The organism is Pseudomonas sp. MWU15-20650 (assembly GCF_023242475.1).
GTDB lineage: Bacteria > Pseudomonadota > Gammaproteobacteria > Pseudomonadales > Pseudomonadaceae > Aquipseudomonas.
This window is the reverse complement of sequence record NZ_JALJFG010000043.1, coordinates 31,064-55,778: the sequence shown is the minus strand read 5'-3', so window position 1 is coordinate 55,778 and position 24,715 is coordinate 31,064. Positions and strand designations below refer to the sequence as shown.

Genomic DNA, 24,715 nt, shown 5'->3' with positions numbered 1-24,715 from the left:
TGGGAGGGGGCTTGCCCCTCCCACATGGGGTCTGTGTCGCTACAGAATAATCCCGCACTGCCGATAGCCTCTGAATAAGTCCAAGCCTTGTTCCAGGGGAGATCGCAGCATGTATCGTTGGTTAGCCGAGAAATTGGGGAATGTCAGCGTCAACCGCAAGCTGGGCATCGGCTTTGGCTCAGTGTTGGTGCTGACACTGCTGATCACCTTCACCGGCTGGACCGGCCTGGGCGATGTGATCAGCCGCGGCGACAAACTGGGCTTTATCTCCAGCCTCAACGGCCTGACCAAAGACTTGCGCCTGGCGCGCCTGGACTACGAAATGCGTCGGGGAGAACAAGGCCCGGGTGCGGTCAACGACTTGCTGACCCGCTTGGGCGATGGCCTGAAAACGGCCCGTTCGCTGATCGAGCAACCCGCCGACGTTGCCCTGATCGACGAACAACTGGCCGCCGTGGAGCAGTACAAACGCGCCTTTAGCGCCATGGTCCAGGCTGGCGTCACCCGTGAAGACGCGCGCAGCAAGCTGGGGGATACCGCCGACAATGCGGCGGCCAAAACCAGCGAGATCGAAAAAAGCCTGCTACAGGGTGACAGCGTCACCCAGTTCAATAGCGTGGTAGACCTGAGCAAACTGATCCAGCAATCACGCTTCCAGGTACGCGGCTACACCTACAGCGGCAAAGCCGAAGCCGAACAACCCGCCCTCGACGCCATCGACAACACGCTGAAGAAAATTACCGAGCTCCAAGGCCAACTGCCGACGCAGTACCAGGCCAACCTGCAGCAGGCCAGCGCCTCATTCCAAGCCTACCGCGCCGCCGTCAGCCAGTACCGCGATTCCCAGGTTGCCAGCACCGCGGCCCTGACATCCATGATCACCCAAGGCGATACCCTGCTGGGGCACAGCGAGAAACTCACCACGTCTCAAACCGCCGTGCGTGACCACGATGCCGCGCAGGCCAAGTCGCTGTTGCTGCTGGCCACCGTGCTGGCGCTAATCTTCGGCTTCGTCGCGGCCTGGGCCATCACCCGCCAGATCGTCATCCCGCTGAACCAGACCCTCAAGGTCGCTGAGCGAGTCGCTTCCGGCGACCTGAGCCACAACCTGAACTCCGGCCGCCAGGACGAATTGGGCCAGTTGCAACGCGCCATGCAAAGCATGACCGTGGGCCTGCGCGAGTTGATCGGCGGCATCAGCGACGGCGTTACCCAGATCGCCAGTGCAGCAGAACAACTGTCGTCCGTGACGGAACAGACCAGCGCCGGGGTCAACAGCCAGAAAGTCGAAACCGACCAAGTGGCCACGGCCATGAACGAAATGGCTGCCACCGTGCAAGAAGTCGCGCGCAACGCCGAAGAGGCTTCGGAAGCCGCCGTAGCAGCAGACCAACAAGCCCGCGAAGGCGACAAGGTGGTCGGTGAAGCCATCGCACAGATAGAGCGCCTGGCCACCGAAGTCGGCCACTCCACGATCGCAATGGGCGACCTGAAGCGCGAAAGCGACAAGATCGGCAGCGTACTCGACGTGATCAAGTCGGTGGCCCAGCAAACCAACCTGCTGGCGCTGAACGCGGCCATTGAAGCAGCGCGGGCTGGGGAAGCCGGACGTGGCTTCGCCGTGGTGGCCGATGAAGTGCGCAGCCTGGCCCAGCGCACGCAGAAGTCCACCGAGGAGATCGAAGAACTGATCGTCGGCCTGCAAAGCGGTACTCAGCAGGTGGCGACCATCATGAACAATAGCCGTGGGCTGACCGACAGCAGCGTCGAACTGACCCGGCGCGCCGGTGACGCCTTGGGCAACATCACGCGCACGGTCTCGACCATTCAGGCGATGAACTCACAGATCGCCACCGCCGCCGAGCAACAAAGCGCCGTGGCCGAAGAGATCAACCGCAGCGTGCTGAATGTGCGGGATGTGTCGGAACAAACCTCTTCAGCCAGTGAAGAAACTGCCGCCTCCAGCGCCGAGCTGGCGCGCCTGGGGATCTACTTGCAGAGCCTGGTCGGGCGCTTTCGCATCTGACCCACCCTTCGCGGTGGCCCATCGAGGCCACCACATCTTGTGAAATTTCCTACGCAGTTATCAGCCCGCCATGGCTCCGAATCGATTTAGCGTTTCATCTGTCGCGAAACGCTTTTTCTGATTGGGAGGTTCACCATGTTTTCTCGGCTGACCCGTTTGCTGGTCAATGCCAGCGTCCGCCTCAAGCTCGCCCTGGGTTTTGGTCAAGTACTGATCCTCAGCTTCCTGATTGCCGCCACGGGCTGGCAAGCCTTGAACGCCGTGCTATATCGCTCCAGCAGCCTGACGACCCTGGGCGCGCTGACCGTGGAAGCCGAGGCCATGCGTGCAGACCGCATCGTGTACCGCACCCTTGCCAACCGTGACAACCTGGAAAAAATGGCCGTGAAAATCAAACAAATCGACCAGCACCTGAGCGACCTTTCAAGCCGCCTGAAAGACCCGGACGACCTGCAGCGGCTCCAGCAGGCAACACAGCTGGTGGCTGGCTTCAAAGCGTCACTGGCAGAGCTACCCGCCCTGATCGAGCAGCGCGAAAATATCCGCCCGGCACTCAAACGCACGGCGCTGCAAGCCAGCGACACCCTCTCCCAACTCGCCAGCGAACTGCCCGACCAGGAAGACGACAAGGCCCTCGACGCCATCGAACAGCTGCGCCAAGCCATGGAACAAGCCGAGGATCGCGCCCAGAACCCCGCCTGGGCCGCCGATTCATTGCAAGCCTATGCCGAGGCCGTCGGCATGGCGCTCGAGGCACTGGAGGTCGCGCAAACAGCCGTCGCGACACTGCCGGTGGACTCAACGCTACTCAAAGCCGACTTGACCCACTATCGCGAGCAACTGGTAAGGCTCAAGCAAGCCCAGCTCAACATCGAGACCGTGCAGAACCGCTTCGAACAACAACTCAATGAGTTGCGCGAGCACAGCAACCTATTGAGCCAAGGCCAGAACGCCAAGCGTGACAACGAGGCCGAGCAGACCCGCTCGCGGCTGGTCAGTGTCACCGCGGCCGCACTGCTGCTGGGCGCCCTGGCCGCCTGGTGGATCGCCCGGCAGGTTGCCAGCCCATTGCGGGATATCCTCATCGCCGCCCACCGTGTCGCCGAGGGCGACCTGAGCCACGACACTCAAGTGGATCGCCATGACGAGCTAGGCCAGCTACAGCAAAGCATCGGGCAGATGACCCGCAGCTTGCGCAACCTGATCAGTAGCATCGGTGACAGCGCTCGGCAGATCGCCGGTGCCGCCGCCCAGCTATCCACCGTGACCGAACAGACCCGTACCGGGCTCAACGAACAGAAAGATGAAACCGATCAGGTCGCCACGGCAATGAATGAAATGCTCGCCACCGCTCAGGAAGTTGCCCGCCACGCCGAACAAGCCTCCGTTGCAGCGAATGAAGCCGACCAGCAGGCCAGCGCCGGAGAGCAAGTGGTTACACAGGCGGTTGAGCAAATCGGCCACCTGGCGAGTGAAATGGCGCTCTCGGGCCGGGCAATGCTGGCACTGCAACAGGAGAGCCAGAAGATCGGCAGCGTGCTGGACGTGATCAAGTCAGTGTCCCAGCAGACCAACCTGTTGGCACTGAACGCCGCCATCGAGGCCGCGCGCGCAGGCAGTGCCGGGCAAGGCTTTGCGGTGGTCGCCGATGAAGTGCGCAGCCTGGCCCAACGTACCCAGGAGTCCGCCGAAGAAATTGAAGGGCTGATACTCGGCTTGCATAACGGCACCCAGCAGGTGGCTGACATCATGGACAGTAGCCGCGGCCTGACCGACAACAGTGTTGGCCTGACCCGTGACGCTGGCGACGCACTGGCAGCGATAGCCCGCACGGTGTCGGTCATTCAGGAGATGAACCCACAGATTGCCGCCGCTGCCGAGCAGCAAAGCGCGGTGGCCGAGGAGATCAATCGCAGCGTGTTGAAGGTGCGGGATGTATCGGAACAGACCGCCGCCGCCAGTGAGGAAACGGCGGCCGCGAGTGTTCAGTTGACGCGGCTGAGCCTGGATTTGCAGACGCTGGTCGACAAATTCAAGCTCTGAGGTTTACAGGACCTGGCGCAGGAACGCCTGGGCCCGCGGGTCCTTCGGCGCATCGAAAAATTCGGCAGGTGCCGCATCCTCCAGCAACTTGCCGTGATCGAAGAACAACACCCGGTCCGCGACCTCACGGGCAAAGCCCATCTCGTGCGTGACACAGACCATGGTCATGCCTTCCAGAGCCAGGGTCTTCATCACGTCCAGCACCTCACCGACCATTTCCGGATCGAGGGCCGAGGTCGGCTCATCAAACAGCATCACCTTGGGCTCCATCGCCAGGGCACGGGCAATCGCCACCCGTTGCTGCTGGCCACCCGAGAGGCGCGAAGGAAACTCGTTGGCCTTCTGCGCGATCCCAACCTTTTCCAACAAGGCCAATGCCTTGGCTTCGCGCTCTTGCTTGCCGCGCTTGCGCACGACCTTTTGCGCCAGGCACAGGTTCTCCAGCACGGTCATATGGGGGAACAAGTTGAAATGCTGGAACACCATGCCGACCTCGCGGCGATAGGCATTCACATCGGTTTTCGGGTCGGCCAGTTGCAGGCCGTCAATGCTCACCGACCCCGAGTCGAACGCTTCCAGGCCATTGAGGCAGCGCAGGAAGGTGGACTTGCCGGAGCCGGATGGGCCGATCACCACCAGCACTTCGCCCTTGGCCACTTGGGTGGTGACATGATCCACCGCGCGCACCACGTGCCCGCGGGTATCGAAGACTTTTACCAGATCGCGGACTTCAATCACTTTGCGCGAGCCTCCGCTCAAGCCGGCTGGCCATTTTCGACAGCGGCAGGTTGATCAGCAGGTACAAGCCTGCCACACAGAACAGGATTTCAAACGGCGAGAACGAGGTGGTAATCACCTCACGACCACTCTTGAGCAGTTCGGTAATGGCAATGACCGAAACCAGCGAAGTGTCTTTCACCAGGCTGATAAATTGCCCGGCCAGCGGCGGCAGCACGCGCTTGAAGGCTTGCGGCAACACCACGTGACGCATCGACTGGCTGGCACTCAAGCCCAGCGAGCGCGCCGCTTCGTTCTGGCCACGGGTGATGGACTGTACGCCGGCGCGAACGATTTCCGCCACGTAGGCCCCCGTGAACAGCGACAGCGCAGCGATCCCGGCGAACTCCCGGGACAGGTTGAGTACCGTGCCGATAAAGAAATAGAAAATGAAGATCTGCACCAATAGCGGCGTGCCACGTACCAGTTCGACGTAGATCGTCGACAGGTCGCGCAAGGTCGGGTTGCTGGACAAACGGCACAAGCCCGTCGCCAGCCCGATCACCAGCCCCAGGATGCCGGATATCACCGACAGCCACAGCGTGGTCCACAAGCCCCACATCAGCGGGCCCAGCGCCCAATGCCGGGTCACGCCGATGACATCGCCTTCGGCCACATCATCGCCACGCGCCACTTGCAGGCTATTGTCGGCCACCGTCAGTTTTTGCTCGACGCCTGCGTCGTTGCGCAAGGTGACTTCGGCCACATCGCCTTTGCGCACCAGCTCAACGACGGTGGCTATATCCGACGCACGCTGGGAGGTCTCGGCCTGGTAGGCAAAATACTGCGGGACGCGGTTCCAGCGCCATTCGTAGGACATCAGCGAGGTGGCGTAATACAAGGCACCGGCCAGGCCAACCAGCACGACCACGGTCAGCAGGTGCCAGGGCCATTGGGCTTTTTTCTGTTTCATTACTCAACATCCAAAAGGGTCGGGTAAGCCCCCGCCTTTGTGGCGGGCGGGCTTGCCCTAATGCCATTCAGTCAAGGCATTTTGTAGGAGCGAGCTTGCTCGCGAAAAACTCAAAGACACCGCGTTTATTCAGCAAGCCCGCGTTATCGTTGACGGCCTTCGCGAGCAAGCTCGCTCCTACAGAAAGCAGGAGCCATAGGTGCCGGCGTTATTCCATGTCCTTGAGCCACTCGGAGCTCTTGAACCACTTGTCATGGATGCGATCGTAGGTGCCGTCGTTGCGGATCTGGTGCAGGAAGTTATTGATGTAGTTGATGCTGTCGTAGTCGCCTTTTTTCAGGCCGAATGCCAGAGGTTCAAAGGTGAAGGGTTCTTCGAGGAACACCAGCTTGCCATTACCGACCTTCTTCTCGGCGACCACGTTATATGGCGCGTCATACACAAAGGCATCGGCCTTGCCGTTGACCACGTCCAGCACACCTTCCTGCTCATTGTCATAGCCGTGGTACTTGGCCTTGGAGATCAGCTTCTTGGCGACCATCTCGCCGGTGGTACCGAGCTTGGAGGTCAGGCGGTACTTCTCATCGTTCAGGTCTTTATACGACTTGATGGTGCCTTCCAGGTCCTTGCGAATCAGCAGGGTCTGGCCGACCACGATGAAGGGTTCGCTGAAGTTCAGGCGCAGGTTGCGCTCCTGGGTCAGGGTCATGCCGCTGCCGATCATGTCGAACTTGCCGGTCAGGAACGCCGGGATGATCCCGTCATAACCGGTGGAGACCAGTTCCAGCTTGACGCCCATGGACTTGGCCATGGCCTTGAGGATGTCGACTTCGAAGCCGATGATTTCACCCCGTTTGTCGGTCATTTCGAACGGCATGTAGGTCGGGTCCATGCCGACTTTCAGCGTACCGCGCTTGACCGCATCATCGATGGCGCCGGCCTGGGCCGCAGCAGCGGCGACCAGCGCGGTGACGCCGAGCATCAGCATCGAAAGATACTTTTTCATCATCAAGTCCCCAGAACGATTCTTGTAAGGTCGGCGCGCAAAAGGGCTGCACCATTTCGGGGTGCGATCCTAACCCACTCGTTGTCCGTCACAAAGGTTTCACGGGTAAATGTTATCGGCATATGTCGGAAAAGACCTACAGCCATGCAGCTAAGCGCAGGGGCAGACGCGTCAGCACAAGGACTCGGCAATTGATTGATGTGTAAGTAGTTATGACGATCAGTCCATCTCTGCCATCCAGTCCGTGTCCCTGAACCACTTGTCATGCAGGCGATCATAGGTCCCGTCCTGGGCCACCTGATTGAGGAAGTGGTTGATCCAGTTGAGGCTGTCGTAATCGCCCTTTTTTAATCCGAACGCCAGGGGCTCAAAGGTGAACGGCTGCTCCAGCGTCAGCAATGCGCTGTTTTCCGGCCGGCTCATCGCGATCAAGTTATAGGGCGCGTCATGAACAAAGGCATCGGCCTTGCCTTCCACCACCTGCCGTACGCCTTCTTCCGGTGTGGCAAAGCTGCTGAGCCGAGCCGCCCCCAGAAAGCGTTGCGCCGCCGCTTCCCCGGTGGTGCCTTCCGTGGCCGCGATCCGGTAACCGGCCTCGTCCAGGTCTTCGATACTGGAAATCGTACCGGCCAGGCGCGGATGCATCAGCACGGTCTGGCCCACCACGATAAAAGAGTCACTGAAATTGAGCTTCAGGTTACGCTCCTGGGTGACCGTCATACCGCTGCCAATCAGGTCAAACTTCCTTGCCATCAGCCCCGGTACCAACTCGGTGTAGGGCACTGCAACCAACTCCAGCTCAACACCCAGCGCGCGGCTCATCGCCTGGAGCAAGTCGATCTCGAAACCGACGATGCGCCCCTGCTTATCCGTCATTTCGAAAGGCACGTAATTGGGCGTGGTGCCCACTTTCAACACGCCACGGCGTACCGCATCGTCGAGAGCGCCAGCAGTGAGCAGGCCCGCATAAACCCATACGACAACGCCAATCAGCAGTGCCGAACCATACCGTTTGATCATGAATGCCCCCGTGGCGAGTCAAATTTTGGGGGGCGATGCTAACCCAGGCGCAGGCACGGCAATACGCCTCGAACAAAGGTCTTTTGTTTCGAAATAACAAGGAGTTAGCGCAGGAGTGAAGAGACTGGAAACGCTGTAGGAGTAGCGCTTGGAACGCCCCCGAGGTGAGCCCTCGGGGGTGTCTGAATCAAGCCGGTTGGGCTTGGGACGACAGCGGCTTGAGCGGCAGCAAAGGTGCGTGCGGATCAGCCTTGATCGAGGCACGCCAAGCCCCCAGCCACTCGGCGTGACCTTCGCTCCACACCTGCTGGTGCAGACGCGCCAGGGCGACCGGATCGCTGAGCAACGCCAGGCGCTCGCCATTGTTGAGACCGGCGGGGCCGGCTTTCAATGCATGGCGAACACGCTCCTGACGCAAGAGCTCAATCGGCTCCGCCTCACGGTGACGCGAGGTCGCCAAGGCGCAGGCCAAGGCGTTCTGCTGCGGGTCGACCACCGAACGCACAAACCCGTCATTGAGGGCATGCCAACGGTTTTCGTGGGTGTACTTCTCGGTCGACAGCAGCGCTTGCGGCGGATTGTATTCCTCAGGGATCAGGAACAGGCTCTCGTCACGGGACTTGAGGCCCAGCTTGACCCGGCTGGAAATCACCGACACCGGGATCGACAGCATCAGCGAACCGACGATCGGGATCAGCCACCATAGAAAGCTTGGGTTCAACCACACCACCAACAGTGCCCAGAGGAAACCCAGCAGGGTTTGCGGGCCGTGGCGCTTGACCGCTTCGCTCCATGGAGTGGAGTCGTCGTCACGCTGCGGCGAGTTCCAGGTCGCAGCCCAGCCGAGGAATGCGGCAAGCACGAAACGGGTGTGGAAAATCATCCGCACCGGCGCCAGCAACATGGAGAACAACATCTCCAGCAGCATCGACAAGGTCACCTTGAACTTGCCACCGAACTCTTTGGCGCCCTTGGCCCAGATCAGGATGATGCTCAGCAACTTAGGCAGGAACAGCAGCACGATGGTGGTGGAGAACAGCGCCACCGCCTTGTCCGGATGCCATTGCGGCCACAGCGGGTACAACTGGCGTGGCGCCATGAAGTATTGCGGCTCCATCAGGGTGTTCACCGCCAGCAACGCGGTGGACAACACCAGGAAGAAGAACCATAACGGCGCCGACAGGTAGGACATCACGCCGGTCAGGAACACCGCGCGGTGCACCGGGTGCATGCCTTTGACCAGGAACAGGCGGAAGTTCATCAGGTTACCGTGGCACCAGCGACGGTCACGCTTGAGTTCGTCCAGCAGGTTCGGTGGCAATTCTTCGTAGCTGCCCGGCAGGTCGTAGGCGATCCACACGCCCCAGCCGGCACGGCGCATCAGCGCAGCTTCAACGAAGTCATGGGAGAGGATTGCACCGGCAAACGCGCCTTTACCCGGCAATGGCGCCAGGGCGCAGTGCTCGATAAACGGCTTCATGCGAATGATGGCGTTGTGACCCCAGTAGTGGGACTCACCCAACTGCCAGAAGTGCAGGCCGGCGGTAAACAACGGGCCATAAACGCGGGTGGCGAACTGCTGCATGCGCGCATACAGGGTGTCCATGCCCGACGCCCGTGGCGCGGTCTGGATAATCCCGGCGTCCGGCGTGGCTTCCATCAAGCGCACCAGGCTGGTCAGGCATTCGCCACTCATCACGCTGTCGGCGTCGAGTACCACCATGTATTTGTATTCACCGCCCCAACGACGGCAGAAGTCGTCGAGGTTGCCGCTCTTGCGCTTTACACGCCGCCGACGACGGCGATAGAAGATCTTGCCGAAGCCGCCGGCCTCGCGGCACACGTCGAGCCAGGCTTGCTGCTCGGCGATACAGATGTCGGCGTCGTTACTGTCACTGAGCACGAAGAAGTCGAAGCGATCCAGGTCACCGGTAGCGGCCACCGATTCGAATGTCGCGCGCAGGCCGGCGAATACCCGGGGCACGTCCTCGTTGCAGATCGGCATTACCAGGGCGGTACGCGCGTCCTTCGGAATCGGCTCGTCACCGGCACTTTTACCGGAAATACGGTATTTATCGTGACCGGTCAGCAACTCCAGGAAGCCCATCAACGCGGTCCAGAAACCCGCCGAAACCCAGCAGAACAGAATCCCGAACATGATCAGGATGCTGGTTTGCAGGGCGTAAGGCAGTACCTGGGTGGCGGTTTGCAGCAGGGTCTGGTTGCGGATTTCGTCGAAGTCGACCAACGACCAACCCTGGTACGGCATGATGCCTTTCATGTACCAGCCGGCAACGATGGTCTGGCCGAGCATCAGGATCAGCAGGATATAGCGACGAATGGAGCCCACGGTACGCCAGCGCGCGGCCGGCAGTACACGCTCGTCTTTCGGCGGCTGCGGTGGGTTGGTACGCCCGGTCATCCGGCGCCAACCGCGCACCAGGATGTTGGTGCGCCAAGGCTCAGGCACCACCTTGGTCCGGCGGATCGCAGGCGTGGCCTTCAGACACACGCGACCGGTGGCGTCGAGCACCAGCATTTCCGCGTCTTGCAGCTCTTCGGCGGTGCTGAGGGTCAGTCGGCGGCCGACGGATGCTTGCGCAGCTTCCGTCGGTGCGTCAAACGTCTTCGACGACAGGCGTTCGTGCAACTCACTGAAGGAGGTGCAGCCCGCCAGCTCGGCGCGCTGCTCAGCCGTCATGGGTAGATGCGCCAGGTACTCGGACAGAGTCTCCGGCTGGATGTGTGAATTACTCATCGGCAGGCAACTGATAGCTCCAGGTCTCGGTCAGGACATGTTCTGTCTTGGCCGGCTCTGTATTGGCTGGGGCAGCAGCTTCTGGCTGCTTGGCTTCCTTGTCTTTCGCCTCTTTGGCGTCTTTCCTGGCCTGTTTTTCGTGCTGTTTAGCCAGCACTTTGTCGGCCTTCAACACTTGAGTCGAGACCTTCTCAGGCTCAGGCTTGACGATGTCCTCGACCAGGGCAGCACGCATTTCAGTCGGTTTGCCTGCGTCCTTGATCTTCATGCGCAGGGTCAGGCGCCAGCCTTTGGTGTGCTCGTTGTAGCGCACGCTGTTTTCAACCAGCTCGGCGTTGTCACCGACACTGACCTGGCTGCGTACCGGGGCATCCGCCGGCAGGTTCTTCAGGGACGGGCCCTCGAAGTCCACCAGGTAAGCCACGCTGCCGTCGGGCTGACGGATCAGGTTGGATTGCTTCACGTCACCGGTGGAGCGCAGGGTCTGCTTGACCCAGGCGCTGTCGGCCGGGTGCAGGTCCTTTTCGTCCATGGTCCAGTGCAGGCGGTAGCTGACGTCCAGCGGCTCACCCACCTTCGGCAATTCGGCCGGGCTCCAGAACGCAACGATGTTGTCGTTGGTTTCGTCGGCGGTCGGGATCTCTACCAGGTCGACGGAACCCTTGCCCCAGTCGCCCTCAGGCTCGATCCAGGCGCTTGGACGCTTGTCGTAGTTGTCGTCCAGGTCTTCGTAGTGGCTGAAGTCGCGACCACGCTGCAGCAGGCCGAAACCACGCGGGTTCTCGACGCTGAAATTGCTGACCGACAGGTGCTTGGGGTTGTTCAGTGGGCGCCAGATCCATTCGCCATTGCCGGCATGGATCGACAGGCCGCTGGAATCGTGCAGCTCGCGACGATAGTTGAGCACCTTGGACGGCTGGTTGGCGCCGAACAGGAACATGCTGGTCAACGGGGCAACACCTAGCTTGCTGACCTTGTCACGCAGGTACATCTGGGATTTCACATCGACAATGGTGTCGGTGCCCGGACGCAGGGTCAGGCGATAGGCGCCGGTAGCCCGTGGCGAGTCCAGCAGGGCAAAGATCACCAGCTGCTTCTCACCCGGCTTTGGACGTTCAATCCAGAACTCGGTGAAACGCGGGAACTCTTCACCAGACGGCAAGGCGGTATCGATCGCCATGCCACGGGCGGACAGGCCATAGGACTGGCCCTTGCCAACGACGCGGAAGTAGCTCGCGCCGAGCATGGTCATGATCTCGTCTTGCTTGTCAGCCTTGTTGATCGGGTACAGCACGCGAAAACCGGCGTAACCCAGTTGCTCGGTGGATTTTGGATCAAACTTCACGTCGCCGAAATCGAAACGAGTCGGGTCGTACTTGATTTCCTGGACGCTGTCGGCGGTGACTTCGTTGATTTTCACCGGCGTGTCGAAGTGCATGCCCTGGTGATAGAAGGACAGCTTGAACGGGGTGTTTTGATCGGCCCACTCGGCTTTTTCATTGCGGAAACGAATTTTCTGGTAGTCAGCGAATTTCATTTCGCGGAATTCGTTCGGCAGATTGCTGCGCGGAGCTTCGTATTTTTGCCCGGCCAGCTCTTTTGCCTTGGCCGACACATCATCCAGACTGAATGCCCACAGTTGACCCGCGCCGAACAGGCAAAACAGGGCAGAGCCCGTCACCAGTGCGTTTCGTAACCGTTTGGCAGACAATTTTGGTGCATTACAGGGACTAACAATCACGAGCAACCCTCGCCGAAAACAGATCAAAAAACCAACGGCCAGCTATCTATATGCCAGGTTGGCGAGCATTGTTCCGACTCCCCTGGGACAAAATGATTCCCCAAAGGCTATCGGACAAGTCTCTACCTAAGTCAAAAATGGACCAAACAACGCTGATCCCCGTAGCGCGCGATTATCTAGCAGCACGCGATACAACGCATCAGGGGCAGCGAAGTATTTGTAGCGAAACCCTGCGTTTTTAGGCATTAAAGTCGTTTTTAATACATTCATGTCTGTAAGAGGAAGGTCACAGGGCCATCATTGACCAAATGCACCTGCATATCCGCGCCAAAACGCCCTGACGCCACCTTGCCATGCAATTGTTGCGCTTGTAACAACAAGTGATCAAAAAGCGCCGCTCCCAACGCCGGAGGGGCCGCGGTGGAGAAGCTTGGCCGCAGCCCGCTTTTAGTGTCCGCCGCCAGGGTGAACTGCGACACGAGCAACAAACCGCCCTCAATCTCCTTGAGCGACAGGTTCATCTTGCCCTCCTCGTCGCTGAACACCCGATAGTTAAGCAGCTTGTGCAACAGTTTGTCGGCGCTCTCGGGGGTATCTGCAGGTTCGACCGCCACCAGCACCAATAACCCCTGGTCAATCGCGCCCACAACCTCACCCGCTACCTCGACCCGGGCGCCACGCACCCGTTGCAACAGGCCCTTCATGCTTCTTCTGGCGGCAGATCGAGCAGGCGCCGCGCCATTTCGCCGGTCGCACGCACCAGGGCGTCGGTAATACCGGGCTCCGACGCGGCATGGCCGGCCTCGCGAATCACCTGCAGCTCGCTGTTGGGCCACGCCTGATGCAGCTCCCAGGCATTATCCAGCGGGCAGATCATATCGTAGCGGCCATGGATGATGACGCCAGGCAGATGGGCGATCTTGTGCATATCGCGAATCAGCTGGTTGGGTTCCAGGAAAGAGTTGTTGGTGAAGTAGTGGCACTCGATGCGTGCGATCGACAAGGCGCGTTGCGGCTCGGAAAACCGCTCGACATGCTGCGGGCTCGGGCACAGGCCCAGCATGCGGCCTTCCCAGCCAGACCAGGCTTTGGCCGCGTGCATCTGGGCGATCTGGTCGTTGCCGGTCAGACGCTTGTGATAAGCCGCAACCATATTGTGGCGTTCGTCCTGCGGGATCGGCGCCAGATAGTCCTGCCAGTAATCCGGGAACAGGCGGCTCGCCCCCTCTTGGTAGAACCAGTGAATGTCCTGTGGGCGCGCCAGGAAAATACCGCGCACGATCAGGCCATGCACGCGCTCGGGATGGGTTTGCGCGTAGGCCAGGGCCAACGTCGAGCCCCAGGAGCCGCCGAACAATACCCATTTGTCGATGCCCAGGTGCTCGCGGATGCGCTCAAGGTCGGCGACCAGATCCCAGGTGGTGTTGTTTTCAAGGTTGGCGCGAGGCGTGGAGCGGCCGCAGCCGCGCTGGTCGAAAGTGACAATGCGATAAAGGTTCGGATCGAAGTAGCAACGGCTCTGGGCGTCGCAACCGGAGCCTGGGCCACCATGGATGAATACGACAGGCAAGCCTTCGGGGGAGCCACTTTCATCGACGTACAGCGTGTGAATGTCATCGACGGCCAGATCGTGCCGGGCGTAGGGTTTGATCTGCGGGTACCAAGTCTGCATTGCGCGCTCCGTAAGGGGTCGGGTTCATCCCTGGGGGGACGTCTATTATTTTGCCGTCTGGCATCATAAACCCGAATTGTGCAATGAGCATGTCCTTGAGCACTTAGACCTGTGTCAGTAGTTCCCTCCCCAGGTAAGCCAGCAGATAACGGTACAGCTGGTCGACCTCCGCCACCTGGCCACGCGCGCGCAAACAGCCGTGCACGAGGCCCTTGCCGGGATACAGGACGGTTTCCACTGCCGCCGCTTGCAGGCGTTCGGCGTAGAGCCTGCCGTCGTCGCGCAGTGGGTCGTACTGGGCCACAGCGATCAGCGCCTTGGGTAAACCGCTGAAAGCCTCGGCCAACAGCGGCATGGCGTAGGCGGACGGTTTGCCTGGGCCCGGGCAATACAGCGCCAGGTAGCCGTCGGTGTCCGCGCTGCTGAGCAAGGGCGCATCCTGGCAGTCACGCCGTGACGGCAAATCGGGCGGGCCGCCCAGGCCCGGGTAGATGAGTACTTGGGCACGGGGCAGCGACTGCCCGTCGTCCCGCAGGCCCAGGCACAACGCCGCCGCCAAGCTGCCGCCGGCGCTGTCGCCCATCACGACCACCCGCTGCCGGTCAATGGCGTGCGGGCTCTCGCCCACGTGGATCGCCTGCCACACGGCACGACAATCCTCGTACGCTGCGGGAAACGGGTGCTCCGGCGCCAAACGGTAGTCGATGGCGATCACCAGCACGTGCAACGCGCTCGCGAGTTCGAAACAGATGAAGTCGTGGGAGTCCAACCCGCCGACCACCCAGCCGCCACCGTGTATATAAAGAAGGCATGGCCAACCTTCGGACGGCGTCGACGCCTTGGGCCGATAACTACGCACGCCGACTCCAGACAAGGAAAAGTCCGACACCAATAGCCCAGGCGGCCGTGGTGGGGTGAACGCCTGGCACATGCGGTCATAGCCGTGGCGCAAGCCCGCCAACGACGAATCGTCGCTGGTGAAAGACTCTGTCTTGGCGACGAAGGCTGCAAGTTGCGGGGATATGGGATACATACGCAATGATCTCTAGCACATTTGGATCTTCATTTGGCTTAAGGTTTGAGGCTCGCCTGTACGGCCGTCACGCCATCCTGGCCATCAAACGCCGTCACCCCCGCCAACCAGCGCTGCAAATCCTCGGGATGCTCACGCAACCATTGCTTGGCCACCTCCTGGGGCGACTGGCGCTCCATGATCGGGACCATCAGTTGGCTTTCCTGGGCGGAGGTGAACGTGAGGTTGGTGAGCAACCGGTTGGCATTCGGGCAACGTTCGGCAAAGTCCGGCGCAGTCACCGTGGAAACCGTGGCACGGCCTTCATTGGGCCCAAACACGTCCTCACTGCCGGTGAGGTAGGCCATTTTCATGTTGATGTTCATCGGGTGCGGCGTCCAGCCCACAAACACCACGAACTCCTTGCGGTTCACCGCACGCTGCACGGCGGCGAGCATGCCCGCCTCGCCAGAGGCCACCAACTTGAAGCCCCCCAGGCCAAAGTGGTTGGTGTCGATCATTTTCTGGATATCGGTATTGGCGCCGCTGCCCGGCTCGATGCCATAGATCTTGCCGCCCAGTGGGTCCTTGAAGCGGGCAATGTCTGCAAAGGTTTTCAACCCGGCATCGGCGACATATTGCGGCACAGCCAGGGTGGCCTGGGCGTCGGCCAGGCTGGGCGTGTCGAACACCTTGACCTGCTTGGCCGCCAGGAACGGCGCGATGTTGTTGTCCATCGCCGGTTTCCAATAGCCCAGGAAGATATCCAGGCGTTTGTCGCGGATGCCGGCAAAGATGATCTGCTGCACGGCGCTGGTCTGCTTGCTGTCGTAGCCCAGGCCATTGAGCAGCACGTCGGCCATACCGGAAGTGGCAATCACGTCAGTCCAACTGACCACGCCCATGCGCACGGTTTTGCAGGAAGCCGGTTCAGCGGCCATGGTTTGGGCACTGGCACTGAGCAATGCCGCGCCGGTGAGGGTCAACAATAGTCGTTTCATGGAAGAAATCTCACTCGGCAGTTTTTATTGTGGGGATGGCGTCTGATGCGCCGTATCCACAACCTTACCTAGCGAAACCTTGGTGAACTCGACCTGTGGCGACCGACACTTGCACTGTGGCGACTGCCAGTCCGTCTTCACGAGCAAGCCCGCTCCCACACTTGAGCGCGATCCATCATGAGAATGCGCTCGAAATGTGGGAGCGGGTTGGCTCGCGAAAGCTGTTGCAGCGGCACCAAAAATTACCGGTAGTGTTCCTTTCCCCAAGCCAGGAATCCTTCCAGCAACTGCCTCAACACCACCCGCGTCGGCTCGGCAAGGTCGGGGCGATAACGGAACGGCTCAAACTCCTCCATGTAGGTGCTCTGGCACAGTTCCAATTGCACAGCATGGATATCCTGCGCCGGGTCGCCGTAGTGGCGGGTAATGTGGCCGCCCTTGAAGCGTCCGTTCAGCACATGGGTGTACTGCGGATGCGTGGCGCAGATGGCTTCCAATTGGCTGGCCAGTTGCGGGTCGCACGCGGCGCCGTTGAAGGTGCCGAGGTTGAAGTCCGGCAGCTTGCCCTCGAACAGGTGCGGGATCACCGAGCGGATCGAATGCGCATCGAACAGCAACGCATAGCCGAACTCGGCCTTGAGGCGTGCCAGCTCCTCTTGCAGCTTACGGTGATAAGGGCCCCAGATCTTTTGCAGGTAGGTCGCGCGCTCTTCCTCGGACGGAGTGTGCCCGTCACGGAACAACGGCACGCCATCAAACAGCGTCTCCGGGTACAGGCCGGTGGTAGCACCCGCGTAGAGCGGTTTGTTATCGGAGGGCCGGTTCAAATCGATGACAAACCGCGAGTACTCCGCCGCCAAAGTACTGGCGCCCAGCGCTTGGGCAAAGTCATACAACACAGGGATGTGCCAGTCGGTGTCCGGCAGGCTTTGCGCCTCAGGGATCAACCCGGCCTCGACCACAGGCGTAAGACGCAGGCCGGCGTGGGGCATGCTGATCAGCAGCGGCACGCGGCCTTGTTTGAATGTCAGAACCTTATCCACAACAGCGCTCCTTAAACAGTGACATCGACGCCATGGCGCACGACGCGTTTATCCAGCTCGCCGCCCAGCCAGTAAGCCAGGTCGGCAGGACGATCGATCTGCCAGGCGACAAAGTCAGCGACCTTGCCCACTTCCAGGGAGCCGTGGGTGTCGCCCATGCCCAGCGCGGTGGCGGCGTGTTGCGTGGCACCGGCCAGGGCTTCTTCCGGGGTCATGCGGAACAGGGTGCAGGCCATGTTCAGCATCAGCCGCACGGACAACGCAGGCGAGGTACCGGGGTTGAGGTCGCTGGCAATGGCGATCTTCACACCGTGCTTGCGCAGGGCCTCCATCGGCGGCAGTTGGGTTTCGCGCAAGAAGTAGAAAGCCCCTGGCAGCAAGACGGCGACAGTGCCGGAAGCGGCCATGGCGATGGCGTCTTCTTCGGTCATGAATTCCAGGTGGTCCGCCGACAACGCCTGGTAACGCGCGGCCAGGCTGGAGCCGTGCAGCGACGACAGTTGCTCGGCGTGCAGCTTTACCGGCACGCCGAGTTGCTGGGCGACTTTAAACACACGCTCAACCTGCTCGGGGGAAAACGCCAGGTATTCACAGAACGCGTCTACCGCGTCCACCAGCCCCTCTGCCGCCAGAGCCGGCAGCATCTCGTTGCAGATGTGCTCGATGTAGTCGTCGGCGCGGTCCTTGTACTCCGGCGGCAGCGCGTGAGCGGCCAGGCACGTGGCGCGCACACTGACCGGCAGCGTTTCACCCAGGCGCCGGGCCACGCGCAACATCTTGCGTTCGTTGGCCAGGTCCAGCCCGTAGCCGGACTTGATCTCTACCGTAGTGACACCGTCACGCAGCAAACTGCGCAGGCGCTTTTCAGCGCTGACAAACAGTTCATCTTCCGTGGCCGCGCGGGTCGCGCGCACAGTGCTGGCAATACCGCCGCCCTTGGCCGCGATCTCGGCATAGCTGACGCCTTCGAGGCGTTGCTCGAATTCGCCGCTGCGATTGCCGCCAAACACCGTGTGGGTGTGGCAGTCGATCAGCCCGGGGGTGACCCACGCGCCTTGCAGGTCATGCACCTGGGCGTAATCCGCCGTTGGCGCTTGGCTGCGGGGGCCGATCCACTCGATGAGTACACCCGCAGTCACCATGGCGGCATCCTCGATGATCGAGTATTTGCCGTCGGCCATGGTTGCGACGTGGCAGTGTTGCCAAAGCGTTTTCATCAACGCCTCCCTAAGTTATTGATGAGACAAAACCGGATCGTAATCGACCTTGGCCGCTTGCCCGGCGGCGGGCTTGACCCACAGCAGGTACGCGACCACCAGCAGCACGATCCACACGGCGCCGACCAGCAAGGCCGCCTGGGTGTCCGGGAAGTAGCCAAGCACGCCAAACACAAACAGCATGAACACAATGGCCGCTGCCGGCGCATAGGGCCAGAACGGCACCGGGAATTTCAGTTGCGCGACCTGCGCCTGGGTCATCGAGCGGCGCATGGCGACCTGGGTGAACAGAATCATCAGCCAGACCCACACCGTGGCGAAGGTGGCAATCGAGGCAATCAACAGGAACACGTTTTCCGGGATCAGGTAGTTGAGCACCACACCGCCGAGCAACGCCGCGCCCATGACCACCACGGTCATCCACGGCACACCTTGCTTGGACAACTGGGCGAAGCCCTTGGGTGCCTGCCCTTGCTGTGCCAGGCCATACATCATGCGCCCGGCGCCGAAGATGTCGCTGTTAATCGCCGACACGGCCGCCGAGATCACCACGATGTTGAGGATAGTCGCGGCCGAGCCAATCCCTAGATTGCTGAAGATCTGCACAAACGGACTGCCCTGGCTACCGATCTGCGGCCATGGGTAGATCGCCATCAACACGAACAAGGTCAGCACGTAGAACAACAGGATACGCAGCGGCACGGCGTTGATCGCCTTGGGGATCACTCGTTGCGGGTCCTTGGCCTCACCGGCGGTGATGCCGATGATTTCGATGCCGCCAAAAGCGAACATTACCACCGCAAAAGAAGCGATCAGGCCACCGATGCCGTTGGGCATGAAGCCGCCGTGGGCCCAGAGGTTACTCAGGCCACTGGCCGGGGATTGGCCTGCCGAGTGAATGCCGAACAGCATGATGCCGAACCCGCCGAGGATCATCGCCACGATGGCGCCGACCTTGAGCAGCGACAACCAGAACTCCATCTCGCCAAAGACTTTGACGTTGCACAGGTTCAGGCCGCCGATCAGGAACACAATGCCGAGCACCCAGACCCAACGTGCGACCTCGGGAAACCAGAAGCCCATGTAGATGCCGAAGGCGGTGACGTCAGCCAGGCAGACGATGATCATTTCAAACGCGTAGGTCCAGCCGAGGATAAACCCGGCCATGGGGCCCAGGTAGGTGCTGGCGTACTGGCCGAAGGAGCCGGACACTGGGTTGTGCACCGCCATTTCACCGAGGGCGCGCATTACCATGAACACTGCGGCGCCGCCGATCAGGTAGGCCAGCAGCACGGCGGGGCCGGCCATTTGGATCGCGGAGGCAGAGCCGTAGAACAACCCGGTGCCGATCGCGGAGCCGAGTGCCATGAAGCGAATATGTCGGGCGGTGAGCCCGCGTTTCAAACCTTTTTCTTGCTGGTGCATTTCTCTTCCCTAATTATTCTTATCCCGAGAAAGTCTGGATCTGCAGAAGATCAAATGTAGGAGCTGTCGAGCTTTAGCAAGGCTGCGAAGGCTCCCACATTGATCGGTGTCGCTCTTACAGGCTCGGCAGCAACTGGGCCGGCATCAGCTCATTCAGACAGCGGGTGGCGAGCAGTTCGCTGGCGGCGTTGATGTCCGGGGCGAAGAAACGGTCCTTGTCATAGAAGGCGACTTTGTCGCGCAGGATGCCGCGGGCTTTTTCCAGCTTGGGCGACGTCTTGAGGCCATCGCGCAGGTCCAGGCCCTGGCATGCGGCGAGCCATTCCACCGCGAGGATGCCACGGGTGTTCTCGGCCATTTCCCACAGACGCTTGCCCGCAGCTGGCGCCATCGACACGTGGTCTTCCTGGTTCGCCGAGGTCGGCAGGCTGTCGACGCTATGGGGATGAGCCAATGCCTTGTTTTCGCTGGCGAGCGCGGCAGCGGTCACCTGGGCGATCATGAAGCCGGAGTTCACTCCGCCATTGCCCACCAGGAACGGCGGCAGTTGCGACATGTGCTTGTCCATCATCAACGAGATACGGCGCTCGCTCAGGGAGCCGATCTCAGCGATGGCCAGCGCCATGTTGTCGGCCGCCATGGCCACAGGTTCGGCGTGGAAGTTACCACCGGAGATCACGTCGCCTTCAGCGGCAAATACCAGCGGGTTATCCGACACCGCGTTGGCTTCGACCACCAGCACTTCGGCAGCCTGGCGGAACTGGGTCAGGCAGGCGCCCATGACCTGAGGCTGGCAGCGCAGCGAGTACGGGTCTTGCACCTTGTCGCAGTTCTGGTGCGACTGCGACACCTGGCTGCTTTCACCCAACAGGTCGCGATAGGCCGCGGCCGAATCGATCTGCCCCCGCTGGCCGCGAGCGGCATGAATACGCGCATCGAACGGCGAGCGCGAGCCCAGCACGGCTTCTACCGTCAGGCCACCACACGCGAGTGCACCGGCGAACAAGTCTTCGCCTTCGAACAGCCCCCGCAGGGCATACGCGGTGGACACCTGGGTGCCGTTGAGCAGTGCCAGGCCCTCCTTGGCGGCCAGGGTCAACGGCGTCAGGCCGGCCACTTTCAGCGCTTGGGTCGCCTCCAGCCATTCGCCTTTGTAGCGTGCCTTGCCTTCGCCCAGCAGCACCAGGGACATGTGCGCCAACGGCGCCAAGTCGCCGGATGCACCGACCGAACCTTTAAGCGGGATATGTGGGTAGACCTCGGCGTTGATCAGCGCGATCAGCGCGTCGATCACCTGACGACGAATCCCGGAGAACCCACGGCTGAGGCTGTTGACCTTGAGCACCATGACCAGCCGCACCAGCGCATCGCTGATCGGTTCACCAACACCGGCGGCGTGGGACAGCACCAGGGAGCGCTGGAGGTTTTCCAGGTCTTCGCTGGCGATACGGGTCGAAGCCAGCAGGCCGAAACCGGTGTTGATGCCGTAGGCGGTGCGATTCTCGGCGAGAATCTGCTCTACGCAGGCAACACTGGCTTCGATCTGCGCCGTGGCGCTGTCATCCAGGCTGAGGGTTACCGGCTGCTGGTAGATAGCCCGCAGTTGGGCGAGGCTCAGTTGGCCTGGAATCAGATTTAGCGCAGTCACATTCATACTCCTTGTGAATTATTTTTTTGAATCAGTGTTCAGTGCAAATTCGGTAATACGCGGGGCAGCAAAGCGGTGTCTTTGAGCAGCGCGGCGGCGGACGCGATGTCGGGTGCCAGCCAGCGATCCTGCTCGTAAGCCGGGACCTGCTCACGCAGCAGACGCCAGGCACTGTCGGTGCCCGCGCCAAAACGCTGGTCCTTGAGAAACTCAAACGCCTGGGCCGCCAGCAGGTACTCGATGGCGAGAATCTGGGTGACGTTGGCCAGCACCTGGTGCAGCTTGAGTGCGGCGTTGGTGCCCATGCTCAGGTGGTCTTCCTGCAAGCCTGAGGTGACGAAGTTATCGAGTACCGCAGGTTGTGCCAGCTGGCGGTTTTGCCCGCACAGGGACGCCGCGACGTACTGCGTGATCATCATCCCGGAGTTGACCCCGGGGTTGCTCACCAGGAAAGCCGGCAGGCCACTGACGTGCGGGTTGATCAGGCGGTCCAGGCGGCGTTCGGCCACCGAGCCGATTTCGGCCAGGGCAATGGCGAGCATGTCGGCCGCCAGTGCGACGGACTGGCCGTGCGGGTTGGCCTGGGACACCACGCGGTAGGCGTCGGGTGTACCGAGTACCAGCGGATTGTCGGTGGCGCTGTTGAGCTCAGTCTCGATCTGGCGGGTGGCATGTTCCACCTGATCACGCGCCGCACCGTGGATCTGTGGGATCGAGCGAATGCTCAACGCGTCCTGGGTACGAATACCTTTGCTGCCGGCAATGACTTCACTGCCGTCGAGCAGCGCGCGCAGGTTGATGCCGACTTGCTGCATGCCTGGGTGCGGCTTGAGGGCAATGATTTCTTCGTCAAAGGCATCAATCTGGCCGCGCTGGGCTTCAAAACTCATGGCGCCAATCACGTCGGCCCATTGCAGCAAATGATGCGCATCGGCCAGGGCCAGGCTGCTCAGGCCGGTCATGCACGGCGTACCGTTGACCAGGCAGAGGCCGTCCTTGGCACCGAGTACCACCGGCTGCAAGCCTTCTGCTTCTAACGCGGCTTGCGCCGTCACGATCTGACCGCGATAACTCACCGTACCGACGCCCAGCAACGCCACGCCGATATGGGCCATGTGCGTCAGGTAGCCCACCGAACCCTGGGACGGCACTTGCGGTGTGATGCCGTGGTTAAGCAGCGCCAGCAGCGAATGCACCACCTGCGGGTGCAGGCCGGACTTGCCGTGACTGTAGTTGATAACAGCCGCGCACATGATCGCGCGGGTTTGCTCATCGCTCAGCATCGGGCCGACGCCGCAGGCGTGGCTCAGCAGGGTGTTGCGCGATAGCTGGCTGAGTTGCTCGCCCTTGAGCGACACATTGCACAGCGCCCCCAGGCCGGTGTTCACGCCATAAGCACGCTCACCGCTGGTGACGATGCGCTGCACGATGGCCTGGGCATTGTCGATACGCGCCCATGCCTGGCCCGCGAGTTCGAGCACCGCACCGTGGCGGGCCACGGCGACCACGTCCTGCCAGCGCATTGGCGTATCGGCGATGGTGATTTTTGTTGCCTGGGACATTGTTGACCTCTTCATATTCTCGACAGCTTCGCCGGCCTCATCGGAGGCAAGCCCCCTCCCACAGGGGAGCGTATTTCAAATGTGGGAGGGGGCTTGCTCCCGATAGGGCCAGCAGCCTCACCACCAACCTGGGTCAGACCACCGCCGCCCGCCGCTGAACAAACCGGTCCACATACTCATCTGCCGGAGAATGCAAGATCTCGCGAGGCGTGCCGACCTGGATCAGCTTGCCGTCCTTGAGGATCGCAATGCGGTTGCCGATGCGCACGGCCTCATCGAGGTCGTGGGTGATAAATACGATGGTTTTGTGCAGGGTCTTTTGCAGCTCCAGCAACTGGTCCTGCATCTCGGCGCGGATCAATGGGTCCAGGGCGCTGAAGGCTTCGTCCATCAGGATGATGTCGGTGTCGGCCGCCAGTGCACGGGCCAGGCCGACACGCTGGCGCATGCCACCGGAAAGCTGGTGCGGGTATTTGTTTTCATAGCCCTTGAGGCCCACGGTTTCGATCCAGTGCAGGGCACGCTCGGTGCAAACCTGCTTGGTTTCGCCACGCACCTTGAGGCCGTAGGCAACGTTGTCGAGCACGCTCTTGTGGGGCAACAGGCCGAAGCTCTGGAACACCATGCTGATCTTGTGCCGGCGGAATTGACGCAGGGCATCCATGTCCAGTTGCAGGATGTCTTCGCCGTCGACAAGGATCGCGCCGCTGGTCGGGTCGATCAGGCGGTTGAAGTGACGTACCAGGGTCGATTTGCCGGAGCCCGACAAGCCCATGATCACGAAAATCTCACCCGTGCCAATGCTCAGGGACAAATCGTTCACGCCGACCACGCAACCGGTCTCGGCGAGTACCTGGTCCTTGGTCTTGCCCTGGCCGATCATGGCCAGCGCATCCTTGGAACGGGCGCCGAAAATCTTGAAGACGTTTTTTACTTCAATTTTGCTGACAGTAGTCATTTGCTCGCCTCGTGCCGTGGACGACCATAAGCCTGGGTAATGCGGTCGATGACCACAGCAAGAATCACGATCGCCAGCCCGGCTTCAAGGCCACGGCCGACGTTGAGGGTCTGGATGCCGACGAGTACGTCTTCACCCAAGCCACGGGCACCGATCATCGAGGCGATCACCACCATCGACAGCGCCATCATGGTGGTCTGGTTGATGCCGGCCATGATGCTCGGCAGGGCCAGCGGCAATTGCACACCGAACAGTTGCTGCCAGCGGTTGGCACCGAAGGCGTTGATGGCTTCCATGACTTCGCCATCGACTTGGCGAATGCCCAGGTCCGTCAGGCGGATCAGTGGCGGCGCGGCGTAGATGACCGTGGCGAAAATCGCCGGCACCTTGCCCAGGCCAAACAGCATCAGCACCGGAATCAGGTACACGAAGCTGGGCATGGTTTGCATGATGTCGAGCAGCGGCATGAGCACAGAACGCAGGCGATTGCTGCGCGCCGACAGGATGCCCAGGGGAATGCCGATCAGCACCGAGATCACCGTGGCGACCATCATCAGTGCCAGGGTTTGCATCAGCTTGTCCCACAGGCCCACCGCGCCCACCAGGAACAGCAAACCGACGATCACCACCGTGGTCACCAGCTTGCGGGTGGCGTGCCAGGCGATGCCGCCGACGATGGCCAGCATCAGCCACCAGGGCGCTGCGCGCAGCAGCCCTTCCAGGTTGACGATGGCCCACAGCAGGGTGTCGGAGATGTGCCGGAATACATCGCCGTAGTTGGTGACCAGTGAGTCCACCCAACCGTTGACCCAGTCGGCGATGGAAAACGTAAAACTCTCAGGAAACATATCGTGCTCTCGATCCAGTGGGTTGTGGCCAGGCGTCCGGTTGCC

The 24,715-nt window shown here is 61.2% G+C and carries 18 protein-coding genes and 1 pseudogene; 2 read left to right on the top strand and 17 right to left on the bottom strand.

Annotated elements, in window-relative coordinates:
* The first annotated feature begins 109 nt into the window (after positions 1-109).
* Together M5B43_RS24375 and M5B43_RS24370 are read left to right on the top strand one after the other, a co-directional pair.
* Positions 110-2,026 carry a methyl-accepting chemotaxis protein gene (locus M5B43_RS24375; RefSeq protein WP_248752459.1) on the top strand — a complete coding sequence of 639 codons (1,917 nt, stop codon included), beginning with the start codon at positions 110-112 and terminating at the stop codon, positions 2,024-2,026.
* A gap of 135 nt (positions 2,027-2,161) precedes the next feature.
* Positions 2,162-4,069 (top strand): methyl-accepting chemotaxis protein, encoded by a 1,908-nt coding sequence (locus M5B43_RS24370; RefSeq protein ID WP_248752458.1) that lies wholly within the window; start codon positions 2,162-2,164, stop codon positions 4,067-4,069.
* Between the two features lie 3 nt (positions 4,070-4,072).
* Here the strand turns inward: M5B43_RS24370 and M5B43_RS24365 are convergent, their stop codons facing one another.
* From M5B43_RS24365 to M5B43_RS24285, 17 genes and pseudogenes are all read right to left on the bottom strand, one after another.
* Positions 4,073-4,807: an amino acid ABC transporter ATP-binding protein gene (locus M5B43_RS24365; RefSeq protein WP_071497080.1), complete on the bottom strand. Its 735-nt coding sequence runs from the start codon at positions 4,805-4,807 to the stop codon at positions 4,073-4,075.
* Positions 4,800-5,759: an amino acid ABC transporter permease gene (locus M5B43_RS24360; RefSeq protein ID WP_248752457.1), complete on the bottom strand. Its 960-nt coding sequence runs from the start codon at positions 5,757-5,759 to the stop codon at positions 4,800-4,802. Before M5B43_RS24360 ends, M5B43_RS24365 begins: the two co-directional genes overlap by 8 nt.
* Before the next feature lie 208 nt (positions 5,760-5,967).
* Entirely contained in the window at positions 5,968-6,765 is a 798-nt protein-coding gene (locus tag M5B43_RS24355) for a transporter substrate-binding domain-containing protein (protein WP_248752456.1), read from the bottom strand.
* A 219-nt stretch (positions 6,766-6,984) separates the two neighbouring features.
* The gene (locus M5B43_RS24350) at positions 6,985-7,785 is read right to left on the bottom strand and encodes a transporter substrate-binding domain-containing protein (protein ID WP_248752455.1); all 801 of its coding nucleotides are present in this window, start codon (positions 7,783-7,785) and stop codon (positions 6,985-6,987) included.
* 185 nt (positions 7,786-7,970) lie between these two features.
* Positions 7,971-10,543: pseudogene (gene mdoH / locus M5B43_RS24345) on the bottom strand (glucans biosynthesis glucosyltransferase MdoH); the annotation flags it as partial.
* Positions 10,536-12,284, bottom strand: coding sequence for a glucan biosynthesis protein G (locus M5B43_RS24340; protein ID WP_349292385.1), 1,749 nt, complete (start codon positions 12,282-12,284; stop codon positions 10,536-10,538). The gene M5B43_RS24340 and the pseudogene mdoH, both read right to left, overlap by 8 nt.
* A gap of 266 nt (positions 12,285-12,550) precedes the next feature.
* Positions 12,551-12,988 carry a D-aminoacyl-tRNA deacylase gene (dtd, locus tag M5B43_RS24335; protein WP_248752453.1) on the bottom strand — a complete coding sequence of 146 codons (438 nt, stop codon included), beginning with the start codon at positions 12,986-12,988 and terminating at the stop codon, positions 12,551-12,553.
* Positions 12,985-13,956 carry a prolyl aminopeptidase gene (gene pip / locus M5B43_RS24330; protein WP_248752452.1) on the bottom strand — a complete coding sequence of 324 codons (972 nt, stop codon included), beginning with the start codon at positions 13,954-13,956 and terminating at the stop codon, positions 12,985-12,987. Before pip ends, dtd begins: the two co-directional genes overlap by 4 nt.
* A 103-nt stretch (positions 13,957-14,059) precedes the next feature.
* Entirely contained in the window at positions 14,060-14,989 is a 930-nt protein-coding gene (locus M5B43_RS24325; protein WP_248752451.1) for an alpha/beta hydrolase, read from the bottom strand.
* A 38-nt stretch (positions 14,990-15,027) separates the two neighbouring features.
* Complete coding sequence (locus tag M5B43_RS24320) at positions 15,028-15,969, bottom strand: choline ABC transporter substrate-binding protein (protein ID WP_248752450.1); 942 nt, start codon at positions 15,967-15,969, stop codon at positions 15,028-15,030.
* Positions 15,970-16,211: 242 nt separating this feature from the next.
* Positions 16,212-17,012, bottom strand: a complete 801-nt coding sequence (hutG, locus tag M5B43_RS24315; RefSeq protein WP_248752449.1) for an N-formylglutamate deformylase — start codon at positions 17,010-17,012, stop codon at positions 16,212-16,214.
* Positions 17,013-17,023: 11 nt separating this feature from the next.
* Entirely contained in the window at positions 17,024-18,229 is a 1,206-nt protein-coding gene (gene hutI, locus M5B43_RS24310; protein WP_248752448.1) for an imidazolonepropionase, read from the bottom strand.
* Between the two features lie 15 nt (positions 18,230-18,244).
* The gene (locus tag M5B43_RS24305) at positions 18,245-19,654 is read right to left on the bottom strand and encodes an amino acid permease (RefSeq protein ID WP_248752447.1); all 1,410 of its coding nucleotides are present in this window, start codon (positions 19,652-19,654) and stop codon (positions 18,245-18,247) included.
* Between the two features lie 115 nt (positions 19,655-19,769).
* Positions 19,770-21,308, bottom strand: a complete 1,539-nt coding sequence (gene hutH, locus M5B43_RS24300) for a histidine ammonia-lyase (RefSeq protein WP_248752446.1) — start codon at positions 21,306-21,308, stop codon at positions 19,770-19,772.
* A gap of 32 nt (positions 21,309-21,340) precedes the next feature.
* Positions 21,341-22,864: a histidine ammonia-lyase gene (gene hutH, locus M5B43_RS24295; protein ID WP_248752445.1), complete on the bottom strand. Its 1,524-nt coding sequence runs from the start codon at positions 22,862-22,864 to the stop codon at positions 21,341-21,343.
* Positions 22,865-22,997: 133 nt separating this feature from the next.
* Positions 22,998-23,822: a glycine betaine/L-proline ABC transporter ATP-binding protein gene (locus M5B43_RS24290; protein ID WP_248752444.1), complete on the bottom strand. Its 825-nt coding sequence runs from the start codon at positions 23,820-23,822 to the stop codon at positions 22,998-23,000.
* Positions 23,819-24,670 carry a proline/glycine betaine ABC transporter permease gene (locus M5B43_RS24285; RefSeq protein WP_248752443.1) on the bottom strand — a complete coding sequence of 284 codons (852 nt, stop codon included), beginning with the start codon at positions 24,668-24,670 and terminating at the stop codon, positions 23,819-23,821. The genes M5B43_RS24290 and M5B43_RS24285 overlap by 4 nt, the downstream gene beginning before the upstream one ends.
* Positions 24,671-24,715 lie beyond the last annotated feature (45 nt).